Below are 26955 nucleotides of genomic sequence, written 5' to 3' on the forward strand. Positions count from 1 at the left end.
GCTGGTCATCAGCGACCGGACCCTGTTCACCGATCTCCTGCACCCGGATCCCGAGGCTGGAGAAGACACCTCGGCCGGACACGCCGTAGCGGCAGGACAGGAAGCGCGGGCAGGACACGACGCAGCGGCAGGACAGGAAGCGCAGGCCGGACAGGGCGTGGTGAGAGTGCCGGCAATGGGCGGACCGGGATCAACAGGGACCGGCGTGCCCGCTAATGCACCGGCGTACTTCCCCGGGTACGGGATCGTCCCCGGTGCGTGGGGTCGGGACCTGATCCGCTCGGCATTGGGCACACTCAGGTACCGGGAGGCATCGCCTGGCAGGGAAAGTTCCGGTCAAGCAGCGGCGGTACTGCCTGAAACGGAGCCGGCGGCAGGACTAAAGCCGGTGCCGGTGCCTAAGCCCCCGCCCTCGCAGGAGTCGAAGCCCGGGCCGGGACCAAAACCCGTGCGGTCCACACCGGCGGAAGGGTCGACGTCCGGGCCAGGGTCCACCCCGGGGAGGGACTCGAGATTGGCGGACGGGTCCAGATCCATGCCAGGGACGATGGCCGCGCCGGTATCGACCTCCGGAACGGGGAGGATGCCCGGAACAGCAATGGAACATGGTTCTGCAGTGAGCCTGCGCCGTCTCTACCTTGACCCTGTCTCCGGGGACCTGACAGCGATGGAAGCCAAAGCCCGGGCCTTCCCGGCGGGCCTGGCACGAATGATCCGCACCCGGGACCAAACCTGCCGCACACCCTGGTGTGATGCGCCTATCCGGCACATCGACCACATCCGTCCCCACGCAGAAGGCGGACCGACCAGCTACTCCAACGGACAGGGACTGTGCGAAGCCTGCAACCAGGCCAAGGAAGCACCCGGCTGGAGTGCCAGTGCCGATGCCAGTGCCGCCCGGACAGAAACGTCGGGTGCAGCGAGCCGGAGCGTGCCGGGAAGATCTGCACATATGCTCCGGCCATCGATCTCCACGCCGGCGCCCTCCACCTCGTCGCACCGGCACTCCGTCAGGATCACCACGCCTACCGGCCACCTCTACGCTTCGACGGCTCCGCCGCTCCCGGGCGTCCCGACTCAGCTGCGAGGCAACCAGACTATGGATGCGGACCATTCCGGTGCGCACCCGTAGGGGCCACCGGCCCGAGCAGACCGAGCCGATCCACCTCAGCGCGAGCTGGCAAGCTTCGTCCGGCTCGGCCCGGGCCAGCCAGGCCACCCGGGCCAGCCCTGCCTCGCCCAGCCCAGCCCAGCCTCAGTCCGCTCAGTTCCCGAAGCGCAGCAGAACCTTGCTGCTAACCGAGGCGTCCCTGGCAACTTCGAACGCCTCCAGCGCATCCTCCACGGCAAATTCGTGGGTGATCACCGGATCGGCCTGCAGGCTTCCGTCGGCGAGGGCAGCGATAACCTCATCAATCTCGTCGTTGAACCGGAAGGAGCCCACCAGTTCCAGCTCGCGCGTGATCGCCAGCGAAATCAGTGCCGGCTGCTCGCCGGACGGCAGCAGTCCCACCATCACAACCCGTCCGCCGCGGGTCGCACCCTGAACAGCAGACATCAGGCCGCGGTAACTGCCCGAGGACTCGAAACAGATGTCGGCATCCACCGCAGCAATACCGTCGGCATCAGTCGCCAGGAGGCTGCGGTCGGCACCGACGGCACGCGCGGTTTCCATCGGGAACTCGTGCATGTCCGTCGTGATGATCTCCCCCGCACCGCGTGCCCGAAGCACCGCCGTGATCAGCGCACCAATCGGGCCCGAGCCGGTGACCAGCACCCGCTTGCCCCGCACATCGCCGGCACGCGAAACTGCGTGCCAGGCAACGGCGGCGGGCTCAACAAGCGCAGCGCGCCGCAGCGGCAGGTTCTCCGGCAGCACCCGGAGCATCCGCGCCGGCAGGTTCACGAACCGGGCAAAGGCACCCTCGGTATGCGGGAACCGGGCAGCACTGCCCAGATACGTGCAGCCCGGTGACAGGTTGGGCCGGTCCTCGGGGTACCGGGACCCGTCTCCGGGACCGGGCGTCGCCGGATGAACGGCCACGGCGGTCCCCTCCGCCGGTCCGGTACCGTCGGCCGCAGCCCGCGCAACCCGCCCCACAACTTCATGGCCCAGCAGCATCGGTGCCTTCAGGATCGACTCGCCCGCAGCACCGTGCTGCCAGTAATGCAGGTCCGATCCGCACACCCCGCCGTAGACGATCTCAACAACAGCCTCATCGGCCGCCGGTACGCCAGGCTCAACGGGTTCAACCCGCAGGTCACCGGCACCGTGAGCTACTACCCCAAGAGTTTCCATGGTTTCCTCCTCAGACCACAGTGGTCATGCCGCCGTCAATGAAGACGACCTGACCGTTGACGAAATTGGACGCATCGGACGCCAGCCAGATTGCCGGGCCCACAATGTCTTCCACGCTGCCCCACCGGTGCGCCGGAGTGCGGCCCAGGATCCAGGAGTTGAACGCCTCATCATCGACCAGGTTCTGGGTCATCTCGGTGTGGATGTAGCCGGGCGCAATCGCATTGATCTGCAGTCCCTCGGCGGCCCACTCGGCCGTCATGGCACGGGTCAGGTTCCGGATTCCGCCCTTGGACGCGGTGTACGGCGCGATCGTCGGCCGCGCCAGGTCTGTCTGCACGGAGGCAATGTTGATGATCTTGCCCCGTCCGCGCGGAATCATGTGCCGGGCAGCCTCCCGCCCCACCAGGAACGCACTGGTCAGGTTGGTGCGCAGCACGCGTTCCCAGTCCGCGACGTCGAGCTCCAGCATCGGCACGCGGTGCTGCACTCCGGCGTTGTTGACCAGGATCTCGAGCGGACCGACTTCGCGCTCCACCCAGGCAACGCCGTCGGCCGCTTCAGCGGCGTCCGTGACATCGAAGCGGCGGGCGAAAATCCGGTCCTCGCCGAACTCCGCGGCCAGCGCGGACCGCGCAGCTTCCAGCCGGCGGGCATCCAGGCCGTTCAGGACGACGACGGCGCCCGCACCTGCCAGCCCGCGGGCAATCGCGTTGCCAATTCCCCGGCTGGAACCGGTCACCAGGGCAACCCGCCCGGAAATATCAAACATGTCTGCAGCCATCGCTGCCGCTCCTCTCCGGAACCCGGGGAATCCGGGTACCAAAACGGCCGGGAGCAAGGCTGCTCCCGGCCGGATGGATGTACTAGAACCCTGAGGCGACCAGGTAGATCGCCAGGGCCAGGATGAAGCCGATGACGCCGATCAGCGCCTGGCCAACGGTCCAGGTCTTCAGCGTGGTCTTGGTGTCCATCTGGAAGAACCGGCTGACCAGCCAGAAGCCGGAGTCGTTGACATGGCCGGCGAACACCGAGCCGGCGGCCAGCGCCAGCACGATTGCCACGGTCTGCACCGCGTTGAAGTCCGGGTTGTCCAGGACCACGGGCTGCACCAGGGCGGCTGCGGTCGTCAGGGCAACGGTGGCCGAGCCCTGCGCAACACGCACGATCGCGGCGATCACGAAGCCGGCCACGATGACGGGCAGACCGATCGCGTCCAGAGAGTCCGCGATCGCGTTGCCGATGCCGCTGGCACGCAGCACGCCGCCGAACATGCCGCCGGCACCGGTGATGAGGATGATCGAGCAGACCGGGCCGAGGGCGGAGTCCACAACGGTCTCGATCAGGGAGCCCTTCTTGCCCTGGCGGCGGCCGAGCAGCCACATTGCGAGGAAGACGGTGATCAGCAGGGCTACCGGCGTTTCGCCGAGCGTGCGCAGGACCTGCACCCAGGTGTCCTCCAGGGAGACCAGCTCAGCGGTGGCAGCCATATTCAGGCCGGTGTTCAGGAAGATCAGGACGAACGGGAGCAGCAGAAGGGTGATGATGCTGCCCAGGCTGGGGGAGGAACGAAACTCGGACTCAACCGATCCCCTGGGGGCGTCGAGGAGGGTGGGTACCGGGATGTTGAACTTGCGGCCCAGGAAGTGGCCGAACAGGTAACCGGCGAGGTACCAGGTGGGGATCGCGACGATGAGGCCGAAGATCAGGACCAGTCCGACGTCGGCGCCCAGCAGGCCGGTGGCGGCCACGGGGCCGGGATGCGGCGGCACGAAGATGTGCATCGCTGAGAAGGCTGCAGCTGCGGGGAAGGCGTAGGTCAGCAGCGATCCGCCCATGCGGCGGGCAACGGTGAAGATGATCGGCAGCATGACCACGAGGCCGGCGTCGAAGAAGATCGGGAAACCGAACAGCAGCGAAGCCACAGAGAGCGCCAGGGAGGCGCGCTTCTGGCCAAACTTGTTGATCAGCGCGTTGGTGAGCACTTCAGCTCCTCCGGAGACCTCCAGCATGCGGCCAAGCATGGCGCCCAGACCGACCAGCAGCGCCACACTGCCCAGGGTGGAGCTGAAGCCGCTCAGCAGCGTCGGCACAATGTCCCCGGCCTGGACGCCGGTCGCAACCGCGGTCAGGAGGCTGACCACGATCAGCGCCAGGAAGGCGTGGATACGGAATTTCATGATCATCACGAGCAGCAGGGCAATTGCTGCAACGGCGATCAGCAGGAGGCCGGGAGTTCCCAGCGTCCAGTTGAGCTCAAGATCGGTCATCGTCGTCCTATCAGGATGGGGGGTGTGTTGCCGGGGTCAGGACCCGGCAGGGGTGAACGCAGCTGCAGCGGCCGCCGCGATTTCATCTAGGGTCAGCGTGATGCTCAGCCGGATTCCGGCCTCATCCTCGCCGAGGGGTTCAAGGGTGGCAAACTGCGAGTCCAGCAGGGTCGGCGGCATGTACTCGTGGTCCCGCCGGCTCAGCCGCTCTGCGATCAGCTCGCGGGAGCCCTCCATGTGGATGAACTGCGTGCCCGGCGCGAAGGAGCGGATCAGATCACGGTACTGGCGCTTCAGCGCCGAACACGCAACCACGGTGGCGGTTCCGTTTTCGAGCCCGGCCGCAAGCTCACGGCCGATTGCGCGCAGCCATGGCTCGCGGTCCTCGTCCGTCAGCGGATGCCCGGAGGCCATCTTTGCCTTGTTGCTGGCCGGATGCAGGTCGTCACCGTCCAGGAACGGCAGTTCCAGCCGGGCCGCCACGGCCTGTCCGGCGGTGGACTTGCCGCAGCCCTGTACTCCCATCACCACAAGCGGGGGATATTGCTCGTTCGCCAACAGCATGGCAAAACTCCTCAGACGCGTCATTACATCTGATTTGCTCGTGGCTGGGCCAGTAATAAATCAGATTTATCAGGACCAAGATAGCACCCACAACGACGGCGGCAAACACGCAGCGATCACGCATACCCCCATAGGTATTTTGATTTATACCCCTGGGGGTATTACGGTTGTAGTACCCCGATCCCCAAAGGAGTACCCATGCTCATCGAACGCATCTACGACGAGGACCTGGCACAGGCCAGCTACTTCATCGGCTGCCAGCGCCTGGGCGAGGCGATCGTCGTCGACGCCCGCCGCGACGTCGCCCCCTACCTTGAACTTGCCGCTGCGAAAGGCATGAAGATCACCGCGGTGACCGAGACCCACATCCACGCCGACTACCTTTCCGGCACCCGTGAACTCGCCGCAGCCACCGGCGCGCAGATCTACATCTCCGGTGAAGGCGGAGCCGACTGGCAGTACGGCTTCGAAGGCACCCGGATGTACGACGGCGATGCCATCACCATCGGCAACCTCACCATCAAGGCCCTCCACACCCCGGGCCACACCCCCGAGCACCTCTCCTACCTGGTGACCGACGGCGCGTTCACCGACCAGGCCGGCTACCTGCTCTCCGGGGACTTCGTGTTCGCCGGTGACCTCGGCCGCCCGGACCTGCTCGACGAAGCAGCCGGCGGCGTCGACACCCGCTTCGAAGGCGCCAAGCAGATGTTCGCCAGCCTGCGGGACAAGTTCCTCACGCTGCCCGACTACGTCCAGGTGCACCCGGGCCACGGCGCAGGCAGCGCCTGCGGCAAGGCGCTGGGCGCCATCCCCTCCTCCACGGTGGGCTACGAGCGCCTGTACGCCTGGTGGGGCAAGTACCTCGCCGCGAATGACGAGCAGGGCTTCATTCACGAACTCCTCGACGGGCAGCCCGAGGCCCACGCCTACTTTGCCCGCATGAAGAAGCAGAACAAGCAGGGCCCGGCAGTCATGGGCCCGCGCGAACCGCTGGCGGAAATCCCTGCGGCCGACGTCGTGTCCCGCCTGGAAACCCGCGAAGCAACCTTCGTGGACACGCGCAGCGTCCCCGAGCTCCACCAGGGCACCGTCCCCGGCGCCCTGCACATCCCCGCCGGCGGCAAGACCGCCAGCTTCGGTGCCTGGGCCGTGGACCCCGAATCAGAGAGCACCCGTCCGCTGATCCTGCTCACCGCGAACCAGGACCAGGCCCACGCCGTCCGCGATTCACTGGCACGCGTTGGCATTGACGACGTCGCCGGCTTCGTCACCAGCCTGGAAGGACTCCCCCAGTCCGCACCGGCAACCATCTCCGCCACGGAGCTGGACTCCTTCGACGCCGCTATGGTCCTGGACGTCCGTGCCCGCATAGAGCACGCGGCCGGCAACATCCCCGGCTCGCACCAGCTGCACGGCGGACGTGCGCTGTGGAACCTGGATCAGCTGCCGTCCGACGGCAAGATCGTTGCCTACTGCGCCAGCGGCATGCGCAGCTCGATCGTCGGCAACGCCCTGCGCAACGCAGGGTACGACGTCGTCGAGCTCGAAGGCGCCTACCCTGCCTGGGCTGCCGCCCACGCTTCGTAACAGCAGCGAAAAATCCCCGGTCCGCGCGGACCGGGGTTTTTCGCTGCCCCCGTAACTACCTCCGCTGAGCCCGCAGGCGCACCAGCCGCAGCACAACGCCCACGGCGAAGACCGCCACCCCGCCCAGCACCGAGGCCAGGGGCAGGGTAAGTGCCAGCACGGCGCAGGACACAGCCCCCAGGACCTGGAGTGCCCGGGGATAGCGGCGGTCCGCCGACGGCTGCGTCAGGGCGGCCAGGTTGGCCACGAGGTAGTAGACCAGCACACCGAAGGACGAAAAGCCGATAGCTCCGCGCAGGTCGGCTACCAGAAGTACGCAGCAGATCACGACGGCGATCGCCACCTCGGCACGGTGCGGCACCTGGTATGTCGGATGGACCGCTGCAAGCCAGGCGGGCAGGTCTCCGCCGCGGGACATGGCCAGGGCGGTCCGGCCGAGCCCGGCGATCAGCGCCAGCAGGGCTCCCAGGGAGGCGGCTGCGGCACCAATCCGCACCACCGGACCAGCCCAGGCCAGCGGGCCCGCTTCGACGGCGGCGGCCAGGGGCGCAGGGGCGGCGGCAACGCCGTCGGGCCCCAGCGACGCCAGCAGCGTTACGGCAACCACCGCGTAAACCGCCAGGGCTAAGCCCAGGGCCAGCGTAATGGCGCGGGGAATGGTGCGCCAGGGGTCGCGGACCTCTTCTGCCATGGTGGCGATCCGGGCATAGCCGGCGAAAGCGAAAAAGAGCAGTCCGGCGGACTGCAGGATCCCGTACCACCCGCCGGCCAGCAGCCCCTCAGAGAGGAAACTGCTGGCGTTTGGGTCCGTGCCGGCCCAGGCGGCAACCATGCCCAGGGCCAGTGCAGCGAACACCACGGCAACAATGATCCGGGTCAGCAGGGCGGTGCGGGTAATGCCGCGGTAGTTGACGGCAGCAAGGAGCACAACGGCGGCCACCGCCGCTGGCCGCTCCCAGCCGGCCGGTGCCGCATAGGCTGCGAAGGTCATGGCCATGGCGGCCGCACTGGCGGTCTTGCCGATGACGAAGCCCCAGCCGGCCAGGAAACCGGCCCAGGGGCCCAGGCGTTTCCGCCCGTAAACGTACGTCCCGCCGGACGCGGGATAGACCGCTGCCAGCTGGGCGGAGGAGGTGGCGTTGCAGAAGGCCACCAGCCCGGCAACGGCGAGTCCGACCAGCAGTCCTGAACCCGCGGCGGCCGCCGCAGGAGTGAAAGCCGCAAAAACCCCGGCTCCAACCATGGAGCCGAGGCCGATGAGGGTGGCGTCTGCGGTGCCGAGCCGGCGGGCCAGGACCGGCGCACCTGAAGATCCGGGAGCCGGCGGCCGGGGTTCGTTGCCCATACGGCAAGTATGCCCCGGCCGCGGCTGTGTTACATGCCCAGGATTTCCTGGACCAGCACGAAGCCGCCCATGGCCAGCACGAACCAGCCAAAGGCCTTCCGGAGGGCAGCCTCGGGAATCCGGCCGACCAGCTTGGCGCCGATGAGCGAGCCGACAATGGCCATCGCGGTAACCGCCAGGGTCATGCTCCAGTTGATCTGCACCGTAGTCAGATATCCGGCAAGTCCGGCGAAGGACTTCATGGCAATCACCACCAGTGAGGTGCCCACCGCCATGGCCATCGGCATGCCGCCAAGCAGTGCCAGGGCCGGAACCACCAGGAATCCGCCGCCGGCACCGACCAGGCCGGTCACCAGGCCAACCACCGCGCCGTCCGCCAGGATGCGCAGGATCGGCAGGTCAGAATACGCCTTGTCCGGATCGACCTTGCGCCGGCCGCGGAGCATGGCAACCGACGTCGCGATCATCATGAGCGCAAACGCGATCATCAGCACCACGGAAGGAATCCGGCTGCCCAGCAGGCCGCCGCCAAACGCGCCGGCCATACCGGCGGCGCCGAAGATGAGTCCGGTCTTCCAGCGCACGCGGCCGTTGCGTGCGTGGCCGATCACGCTCACCGCCGAGGTAACGCCCACGACGAACAGTGAGGAGGCGATGGCCTCCTTGGCGCCGAACCCGGCCACGTAGACCAGGATCGGCACCGTCAGAATCGAACCACCGCCGCCCAGCAGGCCAAGCGACAGACCGATCAGCAGGGACAGGCTGAGCACCAGCACCAGCGTGGAAGTCATGAGGCTACGGGTCCGCCCTGCTTGGGCAGCGACTGGATGGCGGACTCGCGCGTGGGCTCGGAAGCGGTCTTGTTCCACGGCATCCTGGCCAGGGCCGCACCCATGGCGCAGGAGTTGGTTGCCGCGGAGAAGGTCAGCCCGGCACCAATGCCGCCGGCAAGCATCCGCAGCTTCGGGGAAACAAAGCGGCCGCCGGCCAGCCCCAGGACGACGGCGGAGCCGGCCACCATGCGGACCTGGCGTTCCAGGTCCCACCGCTTCTGCCCGCGGACAACGTCGCCGCCTGCAGCAGCGAAGGCGGGAACGCCGCCGGTCAGCACGTGGGCGGATCCGATGCCTGCGCCGCCAAGGCGGGTGCGGGCCTGCTCGGCGCGGGTGCCGGACTGGCACACGAGGACAACGCGCTTGCCCAGCCGCTCGGCCAGCTCATCGGTGTGCTCGGAGAGCAGCGGAAGCGGCACGTTGTAGGAACCGCGGATGTGCATGGCTTCGAACTCGGCCGCGAAACGGACGTCGATGACGATCAGGTCATCAGGATCCTTCATCCAGGTGCGCAGTGTCTCGGCATCGACGGAGGTTACGGCCGCGGTGGTGTTCGCAGTCATGGGGGTCCTTTCGGAGGAAGTGGGGGAACCTCTACGTTCCCACATACCCGTGGGGGTATGCAAAACACCCCCGGGGGTATCCGAGCTCGCTACCCCTTTCCCACGCCGACCGAATCTGGGACTGTTGCTCCATGGAGACGGTGCTGCTCGGCCTGGCAGTGGGACTGGCCGTCGGCGCCGTCGTGGGACTCGTTGGCGCCGGCGGCGCAATCATTGCCGTGCCGGCCCTGGTTTACGTGGTGGGGCTGGACCCGGAGGAGGCCGTACCCACGTCCCTGATCGTCGTCGGGCTGGCATCGGTGGCCGGCGCACTGCCGAGGCTCCGCCGGGACGTGAGCTGGCCGCTGGTGCTCCTGGTCGCCGTGCCGGGGATCCCCGCGTCCTGGGCCGGGACCGCGGTAGGAGAACTGCTGGACCCTAACTGGCTGATGCTGTGCTTTGCCCTGGTCATGATTCTCGCCGGAGTGCGGATGCTGGCCGGCGCCAGGAAGACGAATCCCGCTGCGCGGTCCGCTGAGCTGGACGGCTGGGGCGGACTGGCACTGCGCGGCATTCCCGTGGGACTGCTCGTCGGCTTCCTCACCGGGATGCTCGGGGTGGGCGGCGGCTTCCTCATCATTCCCGCACTGACCCTGCTGCTGGGCGTGCCGGTGCCCCGCGCCATTGGCACCTCGCTGGTGATCATCGCCGTCAATTCAGCCTCCGGTTTCGCAGCGCACCTGGACGGCCTAGTCATCGACTGGCCGCTGGCCCTGAGCTTCGCCGCCGTGGCGATTGCCTCGTCGCTGGCTGCTGCGCGGCTGGCCCACCGCCTTGACGAGGCACTGGTGAGCCGGATCTTCGCGGCGGTGATCTTTACTGTCGCCCTGGGTGTGCTGGTGCAGACGGTGCCGAAGCTGCTGCCCGGCGCTGCCGCCGGGCCGCCGGCAGATCCGCCCGCGGCCAGTGCCAGCCTGGCGTCGAGCCGGCTGAGCTTCGGCGAACGGAGCCTGAATGTACTGGTGGAGAACCACACTGCGGAGGACCTGGTGATCAGCGCCGCCCAGCTGGAGAGCGCCGCCTACTCCGGACCCGCGCCGTGGACTCCGGCCGACGGCGATGCCGCCACCCTGCGCCCGGGCGGCAGGGTGGCGCTTCCGGTGGAACTACCCGCAGCGGCCTGCGGCAACAACGGTGAAGGCTTCGAGGCCGATGTCCGGCTGGAGCTTGGCGCTGCGGGCGCGGGCGCCGGCTCTGGCGCCGGCAGTGGCGCTGACACCGGCACTGAGAAGGAACTCGTCCTGCCGGCGGCAGACCCCTACCGGACGGTCGCCCAGGCCCACGGCCAGGATTGCCTGCGGCAGGAGGTCGACTCCGTTGCATCCTTTACCCTGGCGCCGGACCTCGAGGTCGCTGCGGACGGGCAGTCCGCCGTCGTTCGCATTCGGGTGGCTCCGAGCGGAGGGTCCGGCGGGCTCAGGGTACGAATCGGTTCGACGACGCTGCTCACCGAAGCGCCGGGCCACCCCTGGCCGCGGGAGATCGGGGTGGATGCAGCTGACGGGCCGTCGGTGATTGAGCTGCACGCCGTTCCCGCCCGCTGCGACGAGCACGGGTTGGCCGAGGACAAGGCTGGAACAAGGTTTCCACTGGAGGTGGAAAGTGCCGCCGCGCGCAACGGCCAACTGAGGCTGGAACCGCCGGTTGAATTCACGGCTGCGGCGTACGGCTTCGTCCGCTCCGCCTGCTCCCTGCAGTAGGGAACGCAGATCACGCCTTTGTGACCTGCGTTACAGGTGATGCTATCAAGCGGCTGCAGCAAAAGGCCAAACGGCGGCGCCTCCCAGCTGCGACCTGCAACGACGTCCGCGCGTGGGGAGTGTCGGCAGTGCGTGCGACGATAAAACCATGCCCGCCACCATGCCCCTGATCGATGTCACCGACATCATCCGCGTGGTCGGCGGCTCCGCGTTCCAGCGCGGGCAGGGCTATGCCAAGGGCGGGGCGGTTGACTCCCTGGACTGGGACGCCGCAGGCGGCGTGCTGCGCGCCCGCGTGCACGGCCACGCCAACACGCCGTACAGCACGATGCTGGTTTTGGAAGCCAAACGGCAGGGCGACTACCGACTGGTGGACAACCACTGCAGCTGCCCGGTGGGCTTTGACTGCAAACATGTTGCCGCCGTGGCCCTGCACAGCAACACGGAACACCTCATTGGCCGGCAAAAACTGCGCAGCGCCTCCTCCGCACCGGCAGTGCCGGCCTGGCAGGCTTCGCTCCAGGATCTGCTGGCGGGCTCGGCGGACAGCGGTCCCGTCAAGGTCACACCGCTGGGCCTGCAGTTCGAGCTGCGCCGGCGCGACGGCGGTGCCTCCGGTGTGTGGGGGCCGCCGCCGGCTGCCCGCCCGAGCGTCCGGGCACCGGCCTGGCGGCTCGGTGTCCGCCCGGTGGTCCGCAATGCCCGCGGCGCGTGGGTGAAGAACAACCTCGCCTGGACCAACCTTGCCTACCAGACCTACGGCCTGAAACTGGACGCGGAACAACACCGCTGGTTCTCCCAGTTCCCGGCCCTGCACCGCTCCAACGGCGTCAGCTATTTCGGCCAGAATGACTCCTGGCTCTATCTGGACGACTTCGCCAATCCCCTGCTGTGGCAGCTGCTGGCCGAAGCCCGGCGGCTGGGTGTTGAATTCGTGGGGACCAAGAAGGATATCAGCGTGCAGGTGGGCTCCGAGGCCGTCCTGGCGCTGGACGTGCGCTCAGCCCAAACCGAAGCAGCGGCACCGCTGCAGCTGCTTCCCAGCCTGGAAATTGACGGGCAGTCCTATCCGCTGGACACCGCCGGGATCATTGGCAGCCATGGATTGTACGTGCAGTCGGCCGGCGGCCTGATCCTGCTGGCGCCCAGCCCGCGGACGCTCACGGAACAGGACCGCACCCTCCTGGCTGGAAACGCACCCGTCACCATCCCGGAGTCGGACACCGCACTGTTCCTGGAAAAGTTCTACCCCAAGCTCCGGCAGGTCATTCCGGTGACCAGCAGTGACGAGTCGGTCCGGTTCCCCGAGGTCGAGCCGCCCGTCCTGGTGCTCACCGCAGGGTTCCAGCCGGAGGATGAGCTGGCGCTGGAATGGGAATTCGAATACCGGCAGGGCACCTCTTCCACCCGGATACCGCTGGACAGCAGGCCCTCCCCCGCGGATCCGGCCGCACGGGACGTCGGAGCTGAAACGGAACTGCTGGACTCGGCCCGCCAGGTGCTGGGCAGGACTCCGCACAACACCGTGCTGCACGAGATCGAGACCGCCGAGTTCAGTGAGTACACGCTGCCTAAACTGCAGAAGGCAGACGGCATCCGGGTAGACATCCTCGGAGAGCGGCCGGATTACCGTGAGCTGACCTCCGCACCGCAGCTGAAGATCACCACCGTTGAAACCGAACGCCGGGACTGGTTCGACCTCGCTGTGATGATCACGGTGGAAGGCCGCCAGGTAGCCTTCGCCGACGTCTTCAAGGCCATTGCCAAGGGCAAGACCAAGATCAAGCTGGTGGACAACACCTACCTCTCCCTGGACCGCCCCGAATTCGAACGGCTGCATGCCCTGATCGAGGAAGCCCAGGCGCTGCAGGAATGGGACACCGGCGAGCTGGGCATCAGCCGGTACCAGGCCGGGCTCTGGGCAGAACTGGAGGAACTGGCCGAGGAAACCGAACAGGCCGCAGCATGGCGCAGCGCAGTCGGCGGGCTGCTGGAACTTGAATCCGTGGAGCCCGTCCCGCTCCCGTCCGGACTGAACGCCGAGCTGCGCCCCTACCAGCTGGAGGGCTACAACTGGCTGGCCTTCCTCTGGGAACACGGCCTGGGCGGGGTCCTGGCCGACGATATGGGACTGGGCAAAACCCTGCAGACCCTGGCGCTGATCGCCCGCGCCCGCGAGCAGCAGGCCCCCGGCACCGGCGGGAAAGCCGTCCGCCCGTTCCTCGTCGTGGCTCCGACGTCGGTGGTCCCCAACTGGATTTCCGAAGCCGCGCGGTTCACGCCGGGCCTGCGGACAGTCTCCATCCCGGACACCAGTGCCAAATCCCGGCGCAAGCTGGGGGACCTCATCTCCGGTGCGGACATCGTGGTGACGTCCTATGCCGTGTTCCGCCTGGACTTCGCGGCCTACCGGGTGCAGGACTGGGACGGGCTGATCCTGGACGAGGCGCAGTTCGTGAAGAACCGCACTACGCGCGCCAACCAGTGTGCCCGGGAGCTTCCGGCGCCGTTCAAACTGGCCATCACCGGCACGCCCATGGAAAACAACCTGATGGAACTCTGGTCCATGTTCGCCATTGTGGCTCCGGGACTATTCCCCTCCCCCCGGCGCTTCGCCGAGGAATACCAGCGGCGGATCGAAAAATCCCAGGACATGGCCCAGCTGGGCAAGCTGCGCCGCCGCATCAAGCCCCTGATGCTGCGCCGCACCAAGGAAGCCGTCGCCTCGGACCTGCCCGCCAAGCAGGAGCAGGTGCTGGAAGTGGACCTCACCCCCAAGCACCGCAAGATCTACGAGACCCATCTGCAGCGCGAACGGCAGAAACTGATGGGCCTGATCCAGGACATGGACCGCAACCGGATGATCGTGTTCCGGTCATTGACCCTGCTGCGCATGCTGAGCCTTGATGCGTCCCTGGTGGATCCGGAGAACTCCGGAGTGCCGTCCGCGAAACTCGATGCACTGCTGGAGCAGCTGGAAGACGTGACAGCCGAGGGACACCGAGCACTGGTCTTCAGCCAGTTCACGTCTTTCCTGAAGCTCGCGGCCCAGCGGATGGACGACGCCGGAATTGCCTACGCTTACCTGGACGGGTCAACACGCAACCGTGCCGAAGTGATTTCAGCGTTCAAGGACGGCCAGGCTCCGGTCTTCCTGATCAGCCTGAAGGCCGGCGGGTTCGGCCTCAACCTAACCGAGGCCGACTACGTGTTCCTGCTGGACCCTTGGTGGAACCCGGCAACGGAAGCGCAGGCGGTGGACCGCACGCACCGGATTGGGCAGAAGCGTTCAGTGATGGTCTACCGGATGGTGGCCCGGGGAACGATCGAGGAAAAGGTCATGGCCCTCAAGGAGCAGAAGGCTGCCCTGTTCTCCTCGGTGATGGACGACGACGCGGTGTTCAGCTCCGCACTCACCGCAGAGGACATTCGGGAACTGCTGCAGTAAGGCCCAGGCACGCCGCCTGCGCCACAGCCTCCCATGAATTCAGGCACAGCTATCTGTCCCGAATCCGCATGGTCACGCGCCTGTCACGCCGGCGCACCAAGTTCTACAATATGTAGAACTCGGTAAGTTGGATTCCATGAGCTTGAAGGAAGCCGTCCGCCCCGTCGAGGCACCACCGGCGGACAGTGATGAACTGGTGCATGTCTTCTGCACGCCCTGCAAGCGGCGGGCCATGCAGCGTGCCCGCAAGCCCCGCCCGTACTGCGGCAAGGAGATGCCCAACCGGCCGCTCCGCAGCGACAACGCACATCTGCCCATCTGCGTGGTCTGCGTTGAACTGGCGCGCTCCGGACCCTGCCCTTCCTGCGGAACGCAGGCCCGCCTCTAAGCTGCCATTCCCAGCGCCGGTCCCGGTTTGTACAGTGGGTGGATGGCTACCCAGGAACGTCCCATAGGCTTTTGGCTCAAACTGCTGGACCAGCTGGTCGATGAGCAGTTCGGCGCGAGTTTTGAAGAACACGGTGTCACCCGGCGGCAGTGGCAGATGATGAACCTGCTCACCAACGGACCGGCAAGCGAAAAGGAACTCTCCGACCAGCTCAAACCTTTCTTTCCCGCTGTGGAAGCCGGCACGTCCGGAGAACTCATCGAGGAGCTGGCCGAAAGCGGCTGGGTTGCGGTGCGCGAGGGCCAGTACTCGCTGACCGATCTCGGGGCGCGCAGCCTGGAGAACCTCCGCGGCGCCGTCGAGCGCATCCGGGACCAGCTGACGCAAGATGTTTCGGAGGAAGAGTACACCGCTCTGGTTTCCGTGATGCAGCGGATGGCCGCCAACCTGGGCTGGAAGGACGGCCCGGACACCCAGGACACGCCCGGCATGTGACTGCCTGTCCCGGAGACGGCACCGCGTGGACGGGTAGTCTCCTGACATGGGGAAACAGGTCTATGTCGAAATACCGGTCCGGGCACCGCTGGAGCGGCTGTGGGAACTCACCCAGGACCCGTCCAGCCATCCCCGATGGGACCTGAGGTTTACCGCGATCATTCCTGCTCCCGGCACGGTGCCGCAGCAATTCAGGTACGAGTTCAAGCTTCCCGTTCACACCATCCACGGAACCGGAACTTCCCTCGGCACGCGGACCGGAGACCAGGGCCAGGCGACCTCCGTCCTGAAGTTCACCACCCGGGACGTGCTCTCCCCGATTGGACCGGGCGCTGGATACTGGCGGTACATCCCCGGGCCGGACGGCATCCGGTTCATCACCGGCTACGACTACTCCCCCGGCTGGGGACGGCTGGGCCGCTGGCTGGACGGGCCGCTCATCCGCCCCGCACTTGGGTGGGCAACGGCGTGGAGTTTCGACCGGCTGCGGCTCTGGGCGGAAGATGGAATCCTGCCCGAACGGGCCCGCCGTGCCTGGCTGGTGGACGCAGGACTCCGCGCCGCGGCCGCGGCGGGCGCACTGTACCTGCTGTTTCGGTACCCTCGTGCCGGAACAGCGTTCGCGGCCGTCGCCGCGGTGGCCTGCGCCGGGATGTTGCCGGCGGGCAGCAGTGTCCCCCGGGCAGCGCACTGCCGCAGGCAGCCGCCGGACAGGCATTCCTCCCGCCCACCGGCTTCCCTTGCTGCATTGCCGGAGCCGGCATGAGCAGGCTCCCGGAACGTCCAACCGGACAGTCGATGTTCGCCCGGGCCCTCGGCGCCGATTTCGACAGGCTGCATCCCATGCTCCAGCGGCGTTTCGGCGTGGATCCGGCCGCAGGCTATGCCTGTGTGGGCAACGGCGTTTTCTCCGAAGTCCGCCGCGGATCATGGTGGACCGTGCCCTTCCTGAAGTTCGGTGCTTTCCGTAACATCCTCTTTCCGGAGCACGGCAGCAACGTGCCGTTCAGCATCGAGAACTTTCCATACGTGGACGGATTCGGCCGCCCAACCGTGACGTTCACCCGCACCCTGGAAGTCCGGCCGGGCCGGCCGCGGCGCTTCGACGCCAGCATGGTCTACAGCAGTACCCGGGGAACTGTGGTGGATTACCTCGGCACGCATCAGCATCTGGCCACGGAGCTGGACCTGTCCGTCCGCGAAGACGGCTCACTGCACCTGCGCACCGGAGCACTGCGGTTCCATGAGGGGCCGGTGAGTTTCACTATTCCCCGGTTCCTGACCGGCGCGGCAGATCTTCATGAAGCGTACGACGACGAGCGGCAGGCCTACACGATCCAGCTGCAGGTGCGGAACCCGGTTTTCGGATTCATCTTCGGCTACCGCGGCGAGTTTACCTGCACCTTTCCACCCGTCACCGGAACGGCGGTACCGGCCCGGCTCAAACCCGTCCGGGAGGAACTCCGGGACTAATGCTCCGGGACAGCTGGCGCGTCAGCGTGCGGGCCGTGCCGTCGTCGAGCACCAGGTCCGTGATCACGCCGGCGCGCAGGGCTGCGATCAGCCCGGGCACTTTGTGGTCCCCGGAGACCACGCAGAGCCGGCGGGGAATCCGCTTTAGCTCCTGCGGGGTGGGCCCGGAGGCCCGGCGGTTCAGGCCGATGTCCGCGTAGCTGCCGTCCTCGCGAAGGAACACCGTGCACACGTCGCCCACCACCCGGTGCGCCGCGAACTCCCGGAACGCGTCCTCGGTGAGGTAGCCGCCGCTGTATACCTCCGACGGCGAGGGGCCCTCGAACGCACCCACGCTGAACACCGCCAAGTCAGCCTCGGAACGTACCGCCAGCACCCGCCGCACCGTGGATTCCTGCCACATCAGTTCCCTCGTGCGCTCATGGTCGAAGAAGGCAGGGGCAGGAAACTGGATCAGCGCGGCATCAAAGGAAGCCGCCATCCGCGGCAGCAGTCCGGGAGAGGCATTCAACTGCGCGGACCGGGCACTGACCGCGCCGTTCATCTGCACCACGGTCGCGTCCCGGGTCAGCTTCGGCTGGAGCGCGGCAGCAACCGCCGACGTCGTGGTTCCCCAGGCCACAGCCATGGTCATCCCGTCGGAGAACCAGTCATGGATCAGCACCGCGGCGTGCCTCGCTGCGGAGTCCAGCCGCTTGGCGTCGGAGGCGGTAGCCGGAGCCGCAGCCAGATAGGCGGTCACTCCGAAGGACTTCTGCAGGATCCGCACCAGTTCACTGCGGGTGTCCACCGGCGCGGTCAGGGTGATGCGGACGATCCCCCGCTCCCGGGCCGCCTGCAGCATGCGAGAGACGGTAGAGCGGGAGACATTGAACCGTTCCGCGACCGCATCCATGGTCGCGCCCTGGACGTAGTACAGCTCCGCTGCCCGGTACAGCTCGGCATCTTCGTGCATGGCTTTCCCTTCGAGTGTGCACATCCGTTCATCTACGTTGATCGTACTCCCAGCCGAGGCCTATGGTTCGACGAAGACTCCGGGCCAACGGTCCGGCCCGAAAGCGAAAGGCCACCCCCATGTCACCTCGCCTGCCCTCAGCTGGAAACCGCGACGCCGTCCTGGACGAGCTCGCCGACGGTCCCGAACTTGACGTCCTCGTGGTCGGAGGCGGGGTGACCGGCGCCGGTATCGCCCTGGACGCCGTCTCCCGCGGTCTGCGCACTGCCATTGTCGAAGCCCAGGACTGGGCCGGCGGAACCTCCCAGTGGTCCTCCAAACTGGTCCACGGCGGCCTGCGCTACCTGCAGCAGCTGGACTTCAAGCTGGTAGCCGAGGCCCTGCGCGAGCGCGAACTGCTGCTCGATTCGCTGGCACCGCACCTGGTCAAGCCCGTGCCGTTCCTCTACCCCATCACCCACCGCGCCTGGGAACGCCCCTACGTCGCCGCCGGCATCGGCCTCTACGACACCCTCGCGCACGTCGGCGCCAAGAACGCCACCATGCCGATCCAGCGCCACCTCGGCATGAAGGGCGTCAAGGAGGCCTTCCCCGACGTCAAGGACGGCAGCATGGTCGGTGCCATCAAGTACTGGGACGGCAAGGTCGACGACGCCCGCCTGGTCCTGACCCTGGTCCGCACCGCCGCGCGCCTGGGCGCCACGGCCGTTACCCGGGCCAAAGCCGTCTCCTTCCCGCAGGACGCCTCCGGCCGGGTGTCCGGTGCCGTGATCCGCGACCAGGAGACCGGCCGCGAGCGCACCGTCCGCGCCAAGTCCGTGATCACCGCCACCGGCGTGTGGACCGAGAAAACCCAGGACCTCGCCGGCGCCGACGGCGGACTGAAGGTACTTGCCTCCAAGGGCATCCACATCATCGTCCCGCGCGAGCGGATCTCCGGCGAGTCCGGCCTGATCCTGCAGACCGAAAAGTCCGTGCTGTTCGTAATTCCCTGGGAGCGCTACTGGATCATTGGCACTACCGACACTCCGTACCATCAGGAACTGTCGACGCCCGTGGCCACGAGCGCGGACATCGACTACGTCATTGAGCACGCCAACGTGGTGCTGGACAAGCCGCTGACCCGCGACGACGTGATCGGCACCTATGCCGGCCTGCGCCCGCTGCTGCAACCGGGCACCAAGGGGGACGAGCAGTCCACCAAGATCTCCCGCGAACACACGGTGACCGAGGTGCTGCCCGGCCTGATCGCGATCGCCGGCGGCAAGCTCACGACGTACCGGGTCATGGCCGAGGACGCCGTGGACCTGGCGCTCGGTGACCGCGCTAGGGAACTGCCCTCGGTGACCGCCAAGACTCCGCTGCTGGGCGCCGACGGCTACCTGCCGCTGACCCGCCAGGCCGCCGCGCTGGGCGCAAAGTACGGCTGGACCGGGCAGCAGGTCATCCGGATGCTGGACCGCTACGGCTCCGCCATCACGGAGATCACCGAACTCGTGGACGGGCAGCCCGAACTGGCCGCCCCGCTGCGGGGAGCCCCTGCCTACCTGCGTGCTGAAATCGTGCATGGCTGCACCCATGAGGGCGCACTGCACCTGGAAGACCTGTTCGACGTTCGTACCCGCCTGACCTGGGAAGCTCCCAATCACGGCCTGGATGCCGTCGAGGAGATCGCCGACCTGGCCGCCGAAGCCCTGGGCTGGGACCAGGCCCGCCGGGACGCCGAGGTACGGGCCTACCGTGCTCGCAGCGAGGCCCAGGACGCCGCCGCTGCGATCGCGGACGAGCACACGGCTGCGACCGTGCGCTCCGAGGTGCCGGGGGTTATCGAGGCCGTGGCGCACGGCGTGAACTAGCGCCGTGAACTAAGCGATCGGCCGGATCCTGCTGATCCGGCTAGTGTCCCTTGAAGGCCTCGGCCAGCCACCAGGCGCCGCCGTCGGACGCAATCTTGGCGTCGATCACCAGCGGTGCGGTGCGCGGGCCGTCCAGCCAGCCGGTTACGGCGGCGAGGTCCGCGCGGGTGCGGACGGTAATGCCGTCCGCACCGTAGCCGCGGGCGAGAGCTGCAATGTCGGTATCCGGGAAGGTCACGGTTGCCAGGTCCGCCGCTGCTCCGTCGTTCATGGCGCCGTCGCCGGCAGCACCAAAGTGGTGCACCTCTGCCCCGTAGGCGGCGTCGTTGTAGACGATCACCACGAGCGGCAGGTTCAGGCGTACGGCGGTCTCGAGTTCCGAGATGCCCATGAGGAATCCGCCGTCCCCGGTGCCCAGGACGGGGAGCCGGTCCGGGCGGGCCAGCGCAGCACCGATGGTGGTGCCCAAACCCAGGCCGACCGACTGGAAGGCCTGGGTGAAGCAGAAACCAAACTCATCCGGAACTGACAGGTGGGTGGAGGGGTAGCCCATGAAGTTGCCCGAATCCACGGAGACGAGGCGCTCGGCGGGCAGCAGCGCATCCAGGTCCAGGGTCAGTACCCGCGGGTCGATCCGCTCGGATGTGGAAAGGTCCTCCACCGGCACGTCCTGCCAGCGCGCACCTGCGGCGATGCGGGCTGCGGTCTCGGCCGTGCGGTATTTCGCTGCCGGCACGGGCACGGTGGCCTGCAGCTCGGCCAGGACGTCCGCGGCGGTGGCAGCACAGTCACCGATCACGCCGAGGTGGATTTCCCGGTTGGCGCCGAGCGCCGAATCTTCCAGGTCCACCTGCACCACTACCGCGTCCGGGCTGATCAGCGTGCCGTGGCGCATGGTCCACATGTTCAGGGTGCAGCCCCAGCCGATGAGCGCATCCGCGTCACGGATCAGGGCCGCCGTCTCCGGAGTGGAGAATCCGCCGGAGATGCCCAGGTTGAACTCTTCGCCTGCAAACAGACCGTTCGCCACGGCCGAGGTGGCCAGCAGGGCGCCGGACTGGGCGGCAAGGGCCTTGAGCTCGTCGGCGGCGTGCCGGGCACCGCGGCCGGCGACGAAAACCGGCCGTTTCGCGGTGCTGAGCACGTCCGCAAGCCCGCGCACCAGGATGGGAGCGGGCCTGCCCGCCCCGGTGGGCGCCACCGGCGGCACCCGGCCGGGCGTACCGGCGGGAACGGGCTGCGCCTGGACGTCCAGGGGAACGCTGAGCACTACGGTGCGGCGTTCATTCTGCGCGGTCCGGAACGCGCGGACTGTGTCCGCGACGGCGCTCCGGGCTGAGTGCACACGCTCCGGCACCGCCCCCAGGCTGCGGGCCAGCCCGTCCTGGTCGATCCGGAAGTTTGACCGCACGGCTGAACCGGCGGCGTCGGCGGTCAGGACAATCATTGGTGTCCGGGACTTGGCGGCCTCCCCGATGCCGGTGGCCGCGTTGGTGAGGCCGCAGCCCTGGTGTGTGGTCAGGATCGAAACCAGCCCTGACATGCGCGAATAGGCATCGGCCATCGTTGCCGCGCCGCCCTCGTGCCGCGCGGCGGTGAACGGCACGCCGTGCTCCCGCAGCGCGTTGGTCAGGTGGAAGTTGCCGCTGCCCACCACTCCAAAGGCTTGGGCGGCGCCAAGCTGGGCCAGCGTGCGGCCTATGAGCCCGGCAATGTTCGTCTGGTCCAACGTCTGACTCCTGGGATTGCGCGGGCGAGGTCTACCAGAATCCTAGGACCGCCCAGCCGCCCCGGCCCAAACGGTCCTGCGTCATGTTGCGACCCAGTCGGGCCGCACGGCGGGGTTCCCCGGTATTCTCAGGCAAACGTTTTCACCCTTGGACAGGAACCGAACATGTCTCTTCCCAGCACTGAACCCGGGTTGCTCCAGAGCCTGATTGGGGCGCTCGACGGCGGCGCCCTGGAGGTCGTGGACCTCACCGCACCGCTTTCCGCAGGAATTCCCACGCTGAAGCTGCCGGACCCGTTCGTGAACCTGATCGATTTCAGCCTGGAGCAGGTCAGCGCCTTCGACGAGCCGGGCCCGTTCTGGAAGCACAACAACATCCACACCGGCGAGCACATTGGCACCCACGTGGACGCGCCGTCGCACTGGATCACCGGGCGGGACGGGGACGACGTCTCCCAGATCCCCGTGCGCCGGCTGGTGGGCCCCGCCGTCGTGCTGGATTTCAGTGCCGAGGCAGCCGCGGATCCGGACTTCCTGGTGGAGCCGGAGCACATCCAGGCCTGGGAAGCGGAACACGGCTCATTGCCCGGCGGCGCGTGGCTGCTGCTGCGCACCGGCTGGGACAAGTTCATTGACGACGCCGATGCGTTCCTGAACTTCGACGACTCCGGATCCCACACCCCCGGCATTTCCGCCGCCTGCGCGAAGTGGCTGGCGGAGGAGACCCCGATTGCCGGCCTGGGTGTGGAGACCGTGGGGATCGACGCCGGTAACGCCGGTGCCTTCGATCCGCCGTTTCCGGCGCACTACTACCTGCTGGGCAACAACAAGTACGGCGTGACGCTGCTGCAGAACCTCGCGAAGCTGCCGGCTACGGGCGCCATGGTGGTTGTCTCGCCGCTGAAGATCGTGGGCGGTACCGCCAGCCCGGCCCGGGTTCTGGCAATCGTTGAGCGGAGATAACTCCGTGGAGCGGGAGAAACCCGGGCATCGGGCCGGGGCCGCCTCCGGCTAACCGCGGGGCTGGATCTGGGCCAGCAGCTGCTCGAAGGGCAGCGACTCGTTCGCGTCACGCCGGGGCCGGGAAGCCGGGGCGTCCCCGAGCAGGGTTACCAGTTCCGCCGCGGCACGGCGGACCCGGTCGTCAAGGGCGGAAACGCCGTCGCTGCCGGCACCCCAGTCATCCGGGGCTGCATAGACGGCGGTGGGCGCCACCCGCGCCCGCAGGTAGCCAAAGAGCGGACGCAGCGCGAAGTCCAGCACCATGGAGTGCCGGGCACTTCCGCCGGTGGCTGCGGCCAGGACCGGCTTTCCATCTAGGGCGTCCTTATCCATGACGTCGAAGAAGGACTTGAAGAGGCCGCTCATGGAAGCACTGAAGACGGGGGAAACCGCAATCAGCGCATCGGCGTCGGCCACGTCGTTGAGCAGGGATTCAAGCTTGGGCGCCGCGTAGCCCGACACCATCGCGTTGGCGATATCCACGGCAAACTCGCGCAGTTCGTAGGTGGTGACAACGACTTCGTGCCCCAGCTCTTCGAGGCGGCCCGTGGCCGCCGCACCCAGCTGGTCTGCCAGCATTCGACTGGAAGAGGGCACACCCAGTCCGGCGGTTACTGCGACAATCCTGCGTTCGGCCACAACGGCACCTTCCTTACGTCCAATAGATGCATGCTATTGCATCTATCTCGGCAACGGTGCGTACCCCGCAATAATTCCCTCCCCTGCCTAGGATGAATCCCATGCATGCGAATCCGTTCTCCACACCCGCAGTGCTCGAGGGCGGCGCCGTCCGGCTGGAGCCTCTGTCTTTCGAGCACGTCCCGGAGCTGGCTGACGCCGTGAAAGACGGAGAACTCTGGAACCTCTGGTACACCCGCATTCCCACCCCGGACGGCATGGCGGCGGAGGTGGAATCCCGGCTGCGGCAGCAGGCCGCGGGGAGCATGGCACCGTGGGCGGTCCGGCGCCTGGACACAGGTGCACTGTGCGGCATGACCACCTATATGAACATCAAGGCCGAGCACCGCCGGGTAGAGATCGGCTCCACCTGGCTGGCGGCGGGCGCCCAGCGGACATCCGTCAACGCAGAGGCAAAGTACCTGCTCCTCTCCCGTGCGTTTGAGGACCTGGACTGCATCGCCGTCGAATTCCGAACCCACTGGCACAACCATGCATCCCGGGCGGCGATCGCCCGCCTCGGCGCCAAGCAGGACGGGGTGCTGCGGTCGAACGAACTGTGGCTGGACGGCTCCCGCCGTGACGTGGTGGTGTTCTCTATCCTGGACAGCGAATGGTCATCGGTCCGGCTGGGACTGAGGCACCGGCTCGGGCTCCGCTAGCGAAGGCTGTTACCCGCGCATCGCGGCGTACACAACGTAGTTGTCATCGAACGTTCCCGTCGCGGGGTCGAAACCGTCGCAGGTGATCAGCCGCAGCTCCGCGCCGGCGGTATTTCCGTAAACCTCCAGGGTAGGAAAACTGTCCTTGCCGTACTGTTCGGCCCGTTCAACCGTGAACTGCACGGTGGTTCCGTCCTGCCGTCCCACCTCCACGACGTCCCCGGGCACCAGGGAGCGCAGGTCCGCGAAGACGCCCGGGCCACCGCCGGTAGCGTTCACATGCCCCAGGAGTACCGCCGGGCCGGGCTGGCCCGGGGCCGGCGAGCCCGAATACCAGCTGGCCGGAGCTCCCGGGCCTTCCGGCGGAACTTCCAGGGAGCCGTCCTCGCGGAGTCCCAGATGCAGCAGGTCGCCCTGCGTTCCAGTGGCCGGAATCGCAAGGCTCAGCGGAAGTGGAACCGGTTCGGGAGTTACCGCCCCGGTGCCGGACGGTGCCGGCGCGGGAACAGCTGCCGCGGACGACGGCGCAGCGGAGGACGCTGAATCCGGTGCCGGGGCCGGGGCCGCCGAGCAGCCACCCAGCACCAGCAACAGGGACACCGCGCAGGAGATGAGTCCTGCGCGGTGTCCGCTGTGGATTGCCTGGTGCTTAGCCACGGGCGCGGCGGCGGGCCAACATGGCTCCGGCCAGGGCCAGCACTCCGGCACCTGCGCCTGCTGCTGCCAGGGTGGTTCCGTCTACCGCGCCGGCGCCGGTGGCGGTTTCGACGCCGGTGTCAGCACCGCCCTCAGGCATGGCACCCATCTGGGAGACCGCAACGGTGCCGCAAGCTGCCGGGAGGGTGGCTGCGGCAGGCAGGGACGGGTCCAGGTCTGACATCTTGGCCGCTGCTGCCTCCGGCATCTTCGAGGGATCCACGCCGTGGACCACAACTACTGCCGTACCGTTCTCGAGCGACTCGGCGGTCTCCGGGTTCACTTCGAAGGTCCGCTCGTAGTTGTACGCAGATCCGCCCGGGAAACGCTCTACGGCCAGGCCTGAGTCAGCGCTGGTGTCCCCTTCCGTGGTGAGCGAGGTACCGATGTGTCCGTAGAACGGGTGCCCCTCGGTGGTGTTGACGACGCCGTCGCCGTCGGTATCCGCGTCCATGCCGGGGCAGACGCCCTGCGCGGCAATGTGGATGTGCTGGGCGTGGGGGAAGGGTCCGTCCATGAAGGTCTCTGCCGCGCCGGTAACGTTGACCGTCACTTTGGCTTCGGTCCCGTGCACCTCCACCATTGCCTGACCGGTGGTGCCCGAATTGTTCAAGCTGTTCAGGGTTGCCTGGCCGGACCATGAATCCGGTCCGTGGGCAAGCGCCGGAGTTGTCGAGAGTGCCAGGGCGCCAAGGGCAAGGGTGGGAACGGCGAGGAGCCGCAGCTTTGTATTCATGATCGGTTTCCTTCGTCTGATGAGTCTGCAAATCGGTGTGAATGCAAAGGGAGTTCGGAGCCGCGCAGCATCCGGATGGGTCCGTTTCAGAAAAACTTTTGCCGGCCGGGTGCGTAGCGGAACCGGCTGGCACAGCGGCCTCCCGATATGGCAGAGTTCAGGTCCTGAGCGCGTCTGCTGACCCCGTAGCGGATGCCGCCGCCGATAGGGCCGTCGAAAGGGATGGGCAGTGCAAGCCGATGACTGAGCCGGGTACAGCGCCGGGCGACCAGTACGGCGTCCCCCTCATGGGCCGGACCGCTGTGGATCTGGCCGGCCTGGTGAGCCGCAGCGCGGGCGGAGACGAAACCGCCTTTGCGGACCTGTACGACGCCACGTCCGCCAGGGTCTACGGTTTAGCAGTACGGATAACCCGTTCTCCTGAAATCGCCGCCGAGGTGGTACAGGAGGTCTACCTGATGGCCTGGGAACAGTCGGCGCGTTTCGCCCCGTCCCGGGGATCGGTCATGGGCTGGCTCTGCACCATGGCCCATCGGAGGGCGGTGGACCGGGTTCGCCAGGTTGCCAGTGAACGGACCCGGGACCAGACGTATCAGGATCAGCGCCCAACGACGGCGGCGGACCAAACCTGGGAGGAGGTGGAGCAGTCCATGGCTGCCCAGGAAGTGCGGAACGGGCTGGGAACGCTCAGCCCGCTCCAGCGCGAGGCGGTTGCCCTGGCGTATTACGGCGGGTGCACCCACCAGGAGGTTGCCAGGGCGCTGGATATCCCGCTGGGGACCGCGAAAGCCCGGATTCGGGACGGATTGAACAGCCTGAGATCGGCTCTGGGGGGACGGCGATGAACGATCAGTATCCCGGCAGCGGGGTTCACGAACTGGCTCCGCTTTCTGCCATTGATGCCCTGGATCCGGCCGAGCGGTCGGCCTTCGAAGAACACCTTGCCGGCTGCGCCCGCTGCCGCTCCGAGGTCGCGGACTTCGCTGAGGTGTCGGCGCATCTTGCCGCCGGAGCCGAGCAGGAGCCTCCCGCGGAGCTGCGCTCTTCAGTGCTCGCGTCCATTCACGGCACCCGTCCGGCTCCCGGCCCCCGCAAGCAGCCGGCTGACCACACCCGGCCCCTCGATGTCAGCGGCAGGGACCATGCAGCGCCGGCGGATGCGCCCATCCCCCTCCATCGCCGACGTCGCCGGGTGCTGCTGGCCGCCGCAGCGGCAGCCCTGCTGCTGCCGGCCGCAGGCCTGGCCGGGTGGGCCCTGGGCATACAGTCGGAGCAGGGCCAGCAGCAGCAGGCGCAGCAGCAGTCGCGCGAAGACCGCCTCCTTGCCGCTGCGGACCTCTCGGTTCAGCGCCTGGACGTGAACGGGCAGCAGTCGACCCTCCTCGTCTCGGAACAGGAGGACGCTGCCCTGTTCCTGGCCGGGGACCTCCCCGATCCCGGTGCGGACCGCGAGTACCAGCTGTGGCTGCTGGAAGACGACACCCCCGTCCCCGACGTGCACTTTGGCGGCGGGGCAGTCCGGGTGTGGCTCAGCGGTGACGTCTCGCGTGCCGGAACAGTGGCACTGACCATTGAACCGGCCGGCGGCTCGACGACGCCCACCTTTCCCGTGGTGGCCGCAGCGGAAATTTAGT

The 26955-nt window shown here is 67.6% G+C and carries 25 protein-coding genes; 13 read left to right on the forward strand and 12 right to left on the reverse strand.

Translation table 11 applies throughout. The annotated features are described in order from the left end of the window. Positions 1-616: 616 nt before the first annotated feature. The gene (locus ITX31_RS15780) at positions 617-1132 is read left to right on the forward strand and encodes an HNH endonuclease (protein WP_416354778.1); all 516 of its coding nucleotides are present in this window, start codon (positions 617-619) and stop codon (positions 1130-1132) included. A 132-nt stretch (positions 1133-1264) separates the two neighbouring features. Here the strand turns inward: ITX31_RS15780 and ITX31_RS04375 are convergent, their stop codons facing one another. The 4 genes from ITX31_RS04375 to ITX31_RS04390 form a co-directional block, all read right to left on the reverse strand. Next, complete coding sequence (locus ITX31_RS04375) at positions 1265-2299, reverse strand: L-idonate 5-dehydrogenase (RefSeq protein ID WP_194782216.1); 1035 nt, start codon at positions 2297-2299, stop codon at positions 1265-1267. A 10-nt stretch (positions 2300-2309) separates the two neighbouring features. Further along, positions 2310-3083, reverse strand: a complete 774-nt coding sequence (locus tag ITX31_RS04380) for an SDR family oxidoreductase (RefSeq protein WP_194782217.1) — start codon at positions 3081-3083, stop codon at positions 2310-2312. A gap of 82 nt (positions 3084-3165) precedes the next feature. Beyond that, positions 3166-4569, reverse strand: a complete 1404-nt coding sequence (locus tag ITX31_RS04385) for a GntP family permease (RefSeq protein ID WP_194782218.1) — start codon at positions 4567-4569, stop codon at positions 3166-3168. Positions 4570-4605: 36 nt separating this feature from the next. After that, positions 4606-5157, reverse strand: coding sequence for a gluconokinase (locus ITX31_RS04390; protein WP_228528948.1), 552 nt, complete (start codon positions 5155-5157; stop codon positions 4606-4608). 174 nt (positions 5158-5331) lie between these two features. On the opposite strand from ITX31_RS04390, the gene ITX31_RS04395 reads away from it, so the two are divergent. Then, a complete protein-coding gene (locus ITX31_RS04395; RefSeq protein WP_194782219.1) occupies positions 5332-6723 on the forward strand; it encodes an MBL fold metallo-hydrolase in 1392 nt (463 codons plus the stop codon). A 55-nt stretch (positions 6724-6778) separates the two neighbouring features. Here the strand turns inward: ITX31_RS04395 and ITX31_RS04400 are convergent, their stop codons facing one another. From ITX31_RS04400 to ITX31_RS04410, 3 genes are read right to left on the reverse strand one after another with little or no spacing between them, the layout of a single operon-like run. Continuing rightward, positions 6779-8068 carry an APC family permease gene (locus ITX31_RS04400; RefSeq protein WP_194782220.1) on the reverse strand — a complete coding sequence of 430 codons (1290 nt, stop codon included), beginning with the start codon at positions 8066-8068 and terminating at the stop codon, positions 6779-6781. A 29-nt stretch (positions 8069-8097) separates the two neighbouring features. After that, entirely contained in the window at positions 8098-8859 is a 762-nt protein-coding gene (locus ITX31_RS04405; protein WP_194782221.1) for a sulfite exporter TauE/SafE family protein, read from the reverse strand. Beyond that, a complete protein-coding gene (locus tag ITX31_RS04410; RefSeq protein WP_194782222.1) occupies positions 8856-9464 on the reverse strand; it encodes a rhodanese-like domain-containing protein in 609 nt (202 codons plus the stop codon). The genes ITX31_RS04405 and ITX31_RS04410 overlap by 4 nt, the downstream gene beginning before the upstream one ends. Positions 9465-9595: 131 nt before the next feature. On the opposite strand from ITX31_RS04410, the gene ITX31_RS04415 reads away from it, so the two are divergent. The 6 genes from ITX31_RS04415 to ITX31_RS04440 all read left to right on the forward strand — a co-directional run bounded on the left by ITX31_RS04415 (position 9596) and on the right by ITX31_RS04440 (position 17007). Then, positions 9596-11203 carry a sulfite exporter TauE/SafE family protein gene (locus ITX31_RS04415; protein ID WP_228528949.1) on the forward strand — a complete coding sequence of 536 codons (1608 nt, stop codon included), beginning with the start codon at positions 9596-9598 and terminating at the stop codon, positions 11201-11203. Between the two features lie 148 nt (positions 11204-11351). Then, complete coding sequence (locus ITX31_RS04420; protein ID WP_194782223.1) at positions 11352-14651, forward strand: SNF2-related protein; 3300 nt, start codon at positions 11352-11354, stop codon at positions 14649-14651. A gap of 136 nt (positions 14652-14787) precedes the next feature. Beyond that, positions 14788-15039 carry a hypothetical protein gene (locus ITX31_RS04425; protein WP_194782224.1) on the forward strand — a complete coding sequence of 84 codons (252 nt, stop codon included), beginning with the start codon at positions 14788-14790 and terminating at the stop codon, positions 15037-15039. Positions 15040-15081: 42 nt separating this feature from the next. After that, positions 15082-15534, forward strand: a complete 453-nt coding sequence (locus ITX31_RS04430) for a MarR family winged helix-turn-helix transcriptional regulator (RefSeq protein ID WP_194782225.1) — start codon at positions 15082-15084, stop codon at positions 15532-15534. A gap of 46 nt (positions 15535-15580) precedes the next feature. Beyond that, positions 15581-16300 (forward strand): SRPBCC family protein, encoded by a 720-nt coding sequence (locus tag ITX31_RS04435; RefSeq protein ID WP_194782226.1) that lies wholly within the window; start codon positions 15581-15583, stop codon positions 16298-16300. Continuing rightward, on the forward strand, positions 16297-17007 hold the full coding sequence (locus tag ITX31_RS04440) for a DUF4166 domain-containing protein (RefSeq protein ID WP_194782227.1): 711 nt from the start codon (positions 16297-16299) through the stop codon (positions 17005-17007). Before ITX31_RS04435 ends, ITX31_RS04440 begins: the two co-directional genes overlap by 4 nt. On the opposite strand, the gene ITX31_RS04445 is transcribed toward ITX31_RS04440, so the two are convergent. Further along, on the reverse strand, positions 16976-17962 hold the full coding sequence (locus ITX31_RS04445) for a sugar-binding transcriptional regulator (RefSeq protein ID WP_194782228.1): 987 nt from the start codon (positions 17960-17962) through the stop codon (positions 16976-16978). The genes ITX31_RS04440 and ITX31_RS04445 overlap by 32 nt on opposite strands. Positions 17963-18081: 119 nt before the next feature. Between ITX31_RS04445 and ITX31_RS04450 the strand changes: the two genes are divergently transcribed. After that, positions 18082-19818 carry a glycerol-3-phosphate dehydrogenase/oxidase gene (locus ITX31_RS04450; RefSeq protein ID WP_194782229.1) on the forward strand — a complete coding sequence of 579 codons (1737 nt, stop codon included), beginning with the start codon at positions 18082-18084 and terminating at the stop codon, positions 19816-19818. Between the two features lie 40 nt (positions 19819-19858). Here the strand turns inward: ITX31_RS04450 and ITX31_RS04455 are convergent, their stop codons facing one another. After that, positions 19859-21547, reverse strand: a complete 1689-nt coding sequence (locus ITX31_RS04455) for a thiamine pyrophosphate-binding protein (RefSeq protein WP_194782230.1) — start codon at positions 21545-21547, stop codon at positions 19859-19861. Between the two features lie 165 nt (positions 21548-21712). Between ITX31_RS04455 and ITX31_RS04460 the strand changes: the two genes are divergently transcribed. Next, positions 21713-22510, forward strand: a complete 798-nt coding sequence (locus ITX31_RS04460) for a cyclase family protein (RefSeq protein ID WP_194782231.1) — start codon at positions 21713-21715, stop codon at positions 22508-22510. Between the two features lie 48 nt (positions 22511-22558). Here ITX31_RS04460 and ITX31_RS04465 read toward each other — a convergent pair whose 3' ends face one another. Next, the gene (locus tag ITX31_RS04465) at positions 22559-23188 is read right to left on the reverse strand and encodes an FMN reductase (RefSeq protein WP_194782232.1); all 630 of its coding nucleotides are present in this window, start codon (positions 23186-23188) and stop codon (positions 22559-22561) included. A gap of 101 nt (positions 23189-23289) precedes the next feature. On the opposite strand from ITX31_RS04465, the gene ITX31_RS04470 reads away from it, so the two are divergent. After that, complete coding sequence (locus ITX31_RS04470; RefSeq protein ID WP_194782233.1) at positions 23290-23889, forward strand: GNAT family N-acetyltransferase; 600 nt, start codon at positions 23290-23292, stop codon at positions 23887-23889. Between the two features lie 9 nt (positions 23890-23898). Here ITX31_RS04470 and ITX31_RS04475 read toward each other — a convergent pair whose 3' ends face one another. Then, the gene (locus ITX31_RS04475) at positions 23899-24546 is read right to left on the reverse strand and encodes a class F sortase (RefSeq protein ID WP_323745580.1); all 648 of its coding nucleotides are present in this window, start codon (positions 24544-24546) and stop codon (positions 23899-23901) included. Then, positions 24539-25321: a hypothetical protein gene (locus ITX31_RS04480; RefSeq protein ID WP_194782234.1), complete on the reverse strand. Its 783-nt coding sequence runs from the start codon at positions 25319-25321 to the stop codon at positions 24539-24541. Before ITX31_RS04480 ends, ITX31_RS04475 begins: the two co-directional genes overlap by 8 nt. A gap of 239 nt (positions 25322-25560) precedes the next feature. Here ITX31_RS04480 and ITX31_RS04485 point away from each other — a divergent pair, with 239 nt between their 5' ends. Both ITX31_RS04485 and ITX31_RS04490 read left to right on the forward strand, forming a co-directional pair. Beyond that, entirely contained in the window at positions 25561-26166 is a 606-nt protein-coding gene (locus ITX31_RS04485; RefSeq protein ID WP_228528950.1) for a sigma-70 family RNA polymerase sigma factor, read from the forward strand. Beyond that, positions 26163-26954 (forward strand): anti-sigma factor, encoded by a 792-nt coding sequence (locus ITX31_RS04490; RefSeq protein WP_194782235.1) that lies wholly within the window; start codon positions 26163-26165, stop codon positions 26952-26954. Before ITX31_RS04485 ends, ITX31_RS04490 begins: the two co-directional genes overlap by 4 nt. Position 26955 lies beyond the last annotated feature (1 nt).

This window comes from Arthrobacter gandavensis (assembly GCF_015355785.1).
In the GTDB taxonomy this organism is placed as follows: domain Bacteria; phylum Actinomycetota; class Actinomycetes; order Actinomycetales; family Micrococcaceae; genus Arthrobacter_B; species Arthrobacter_B gandavensis_A.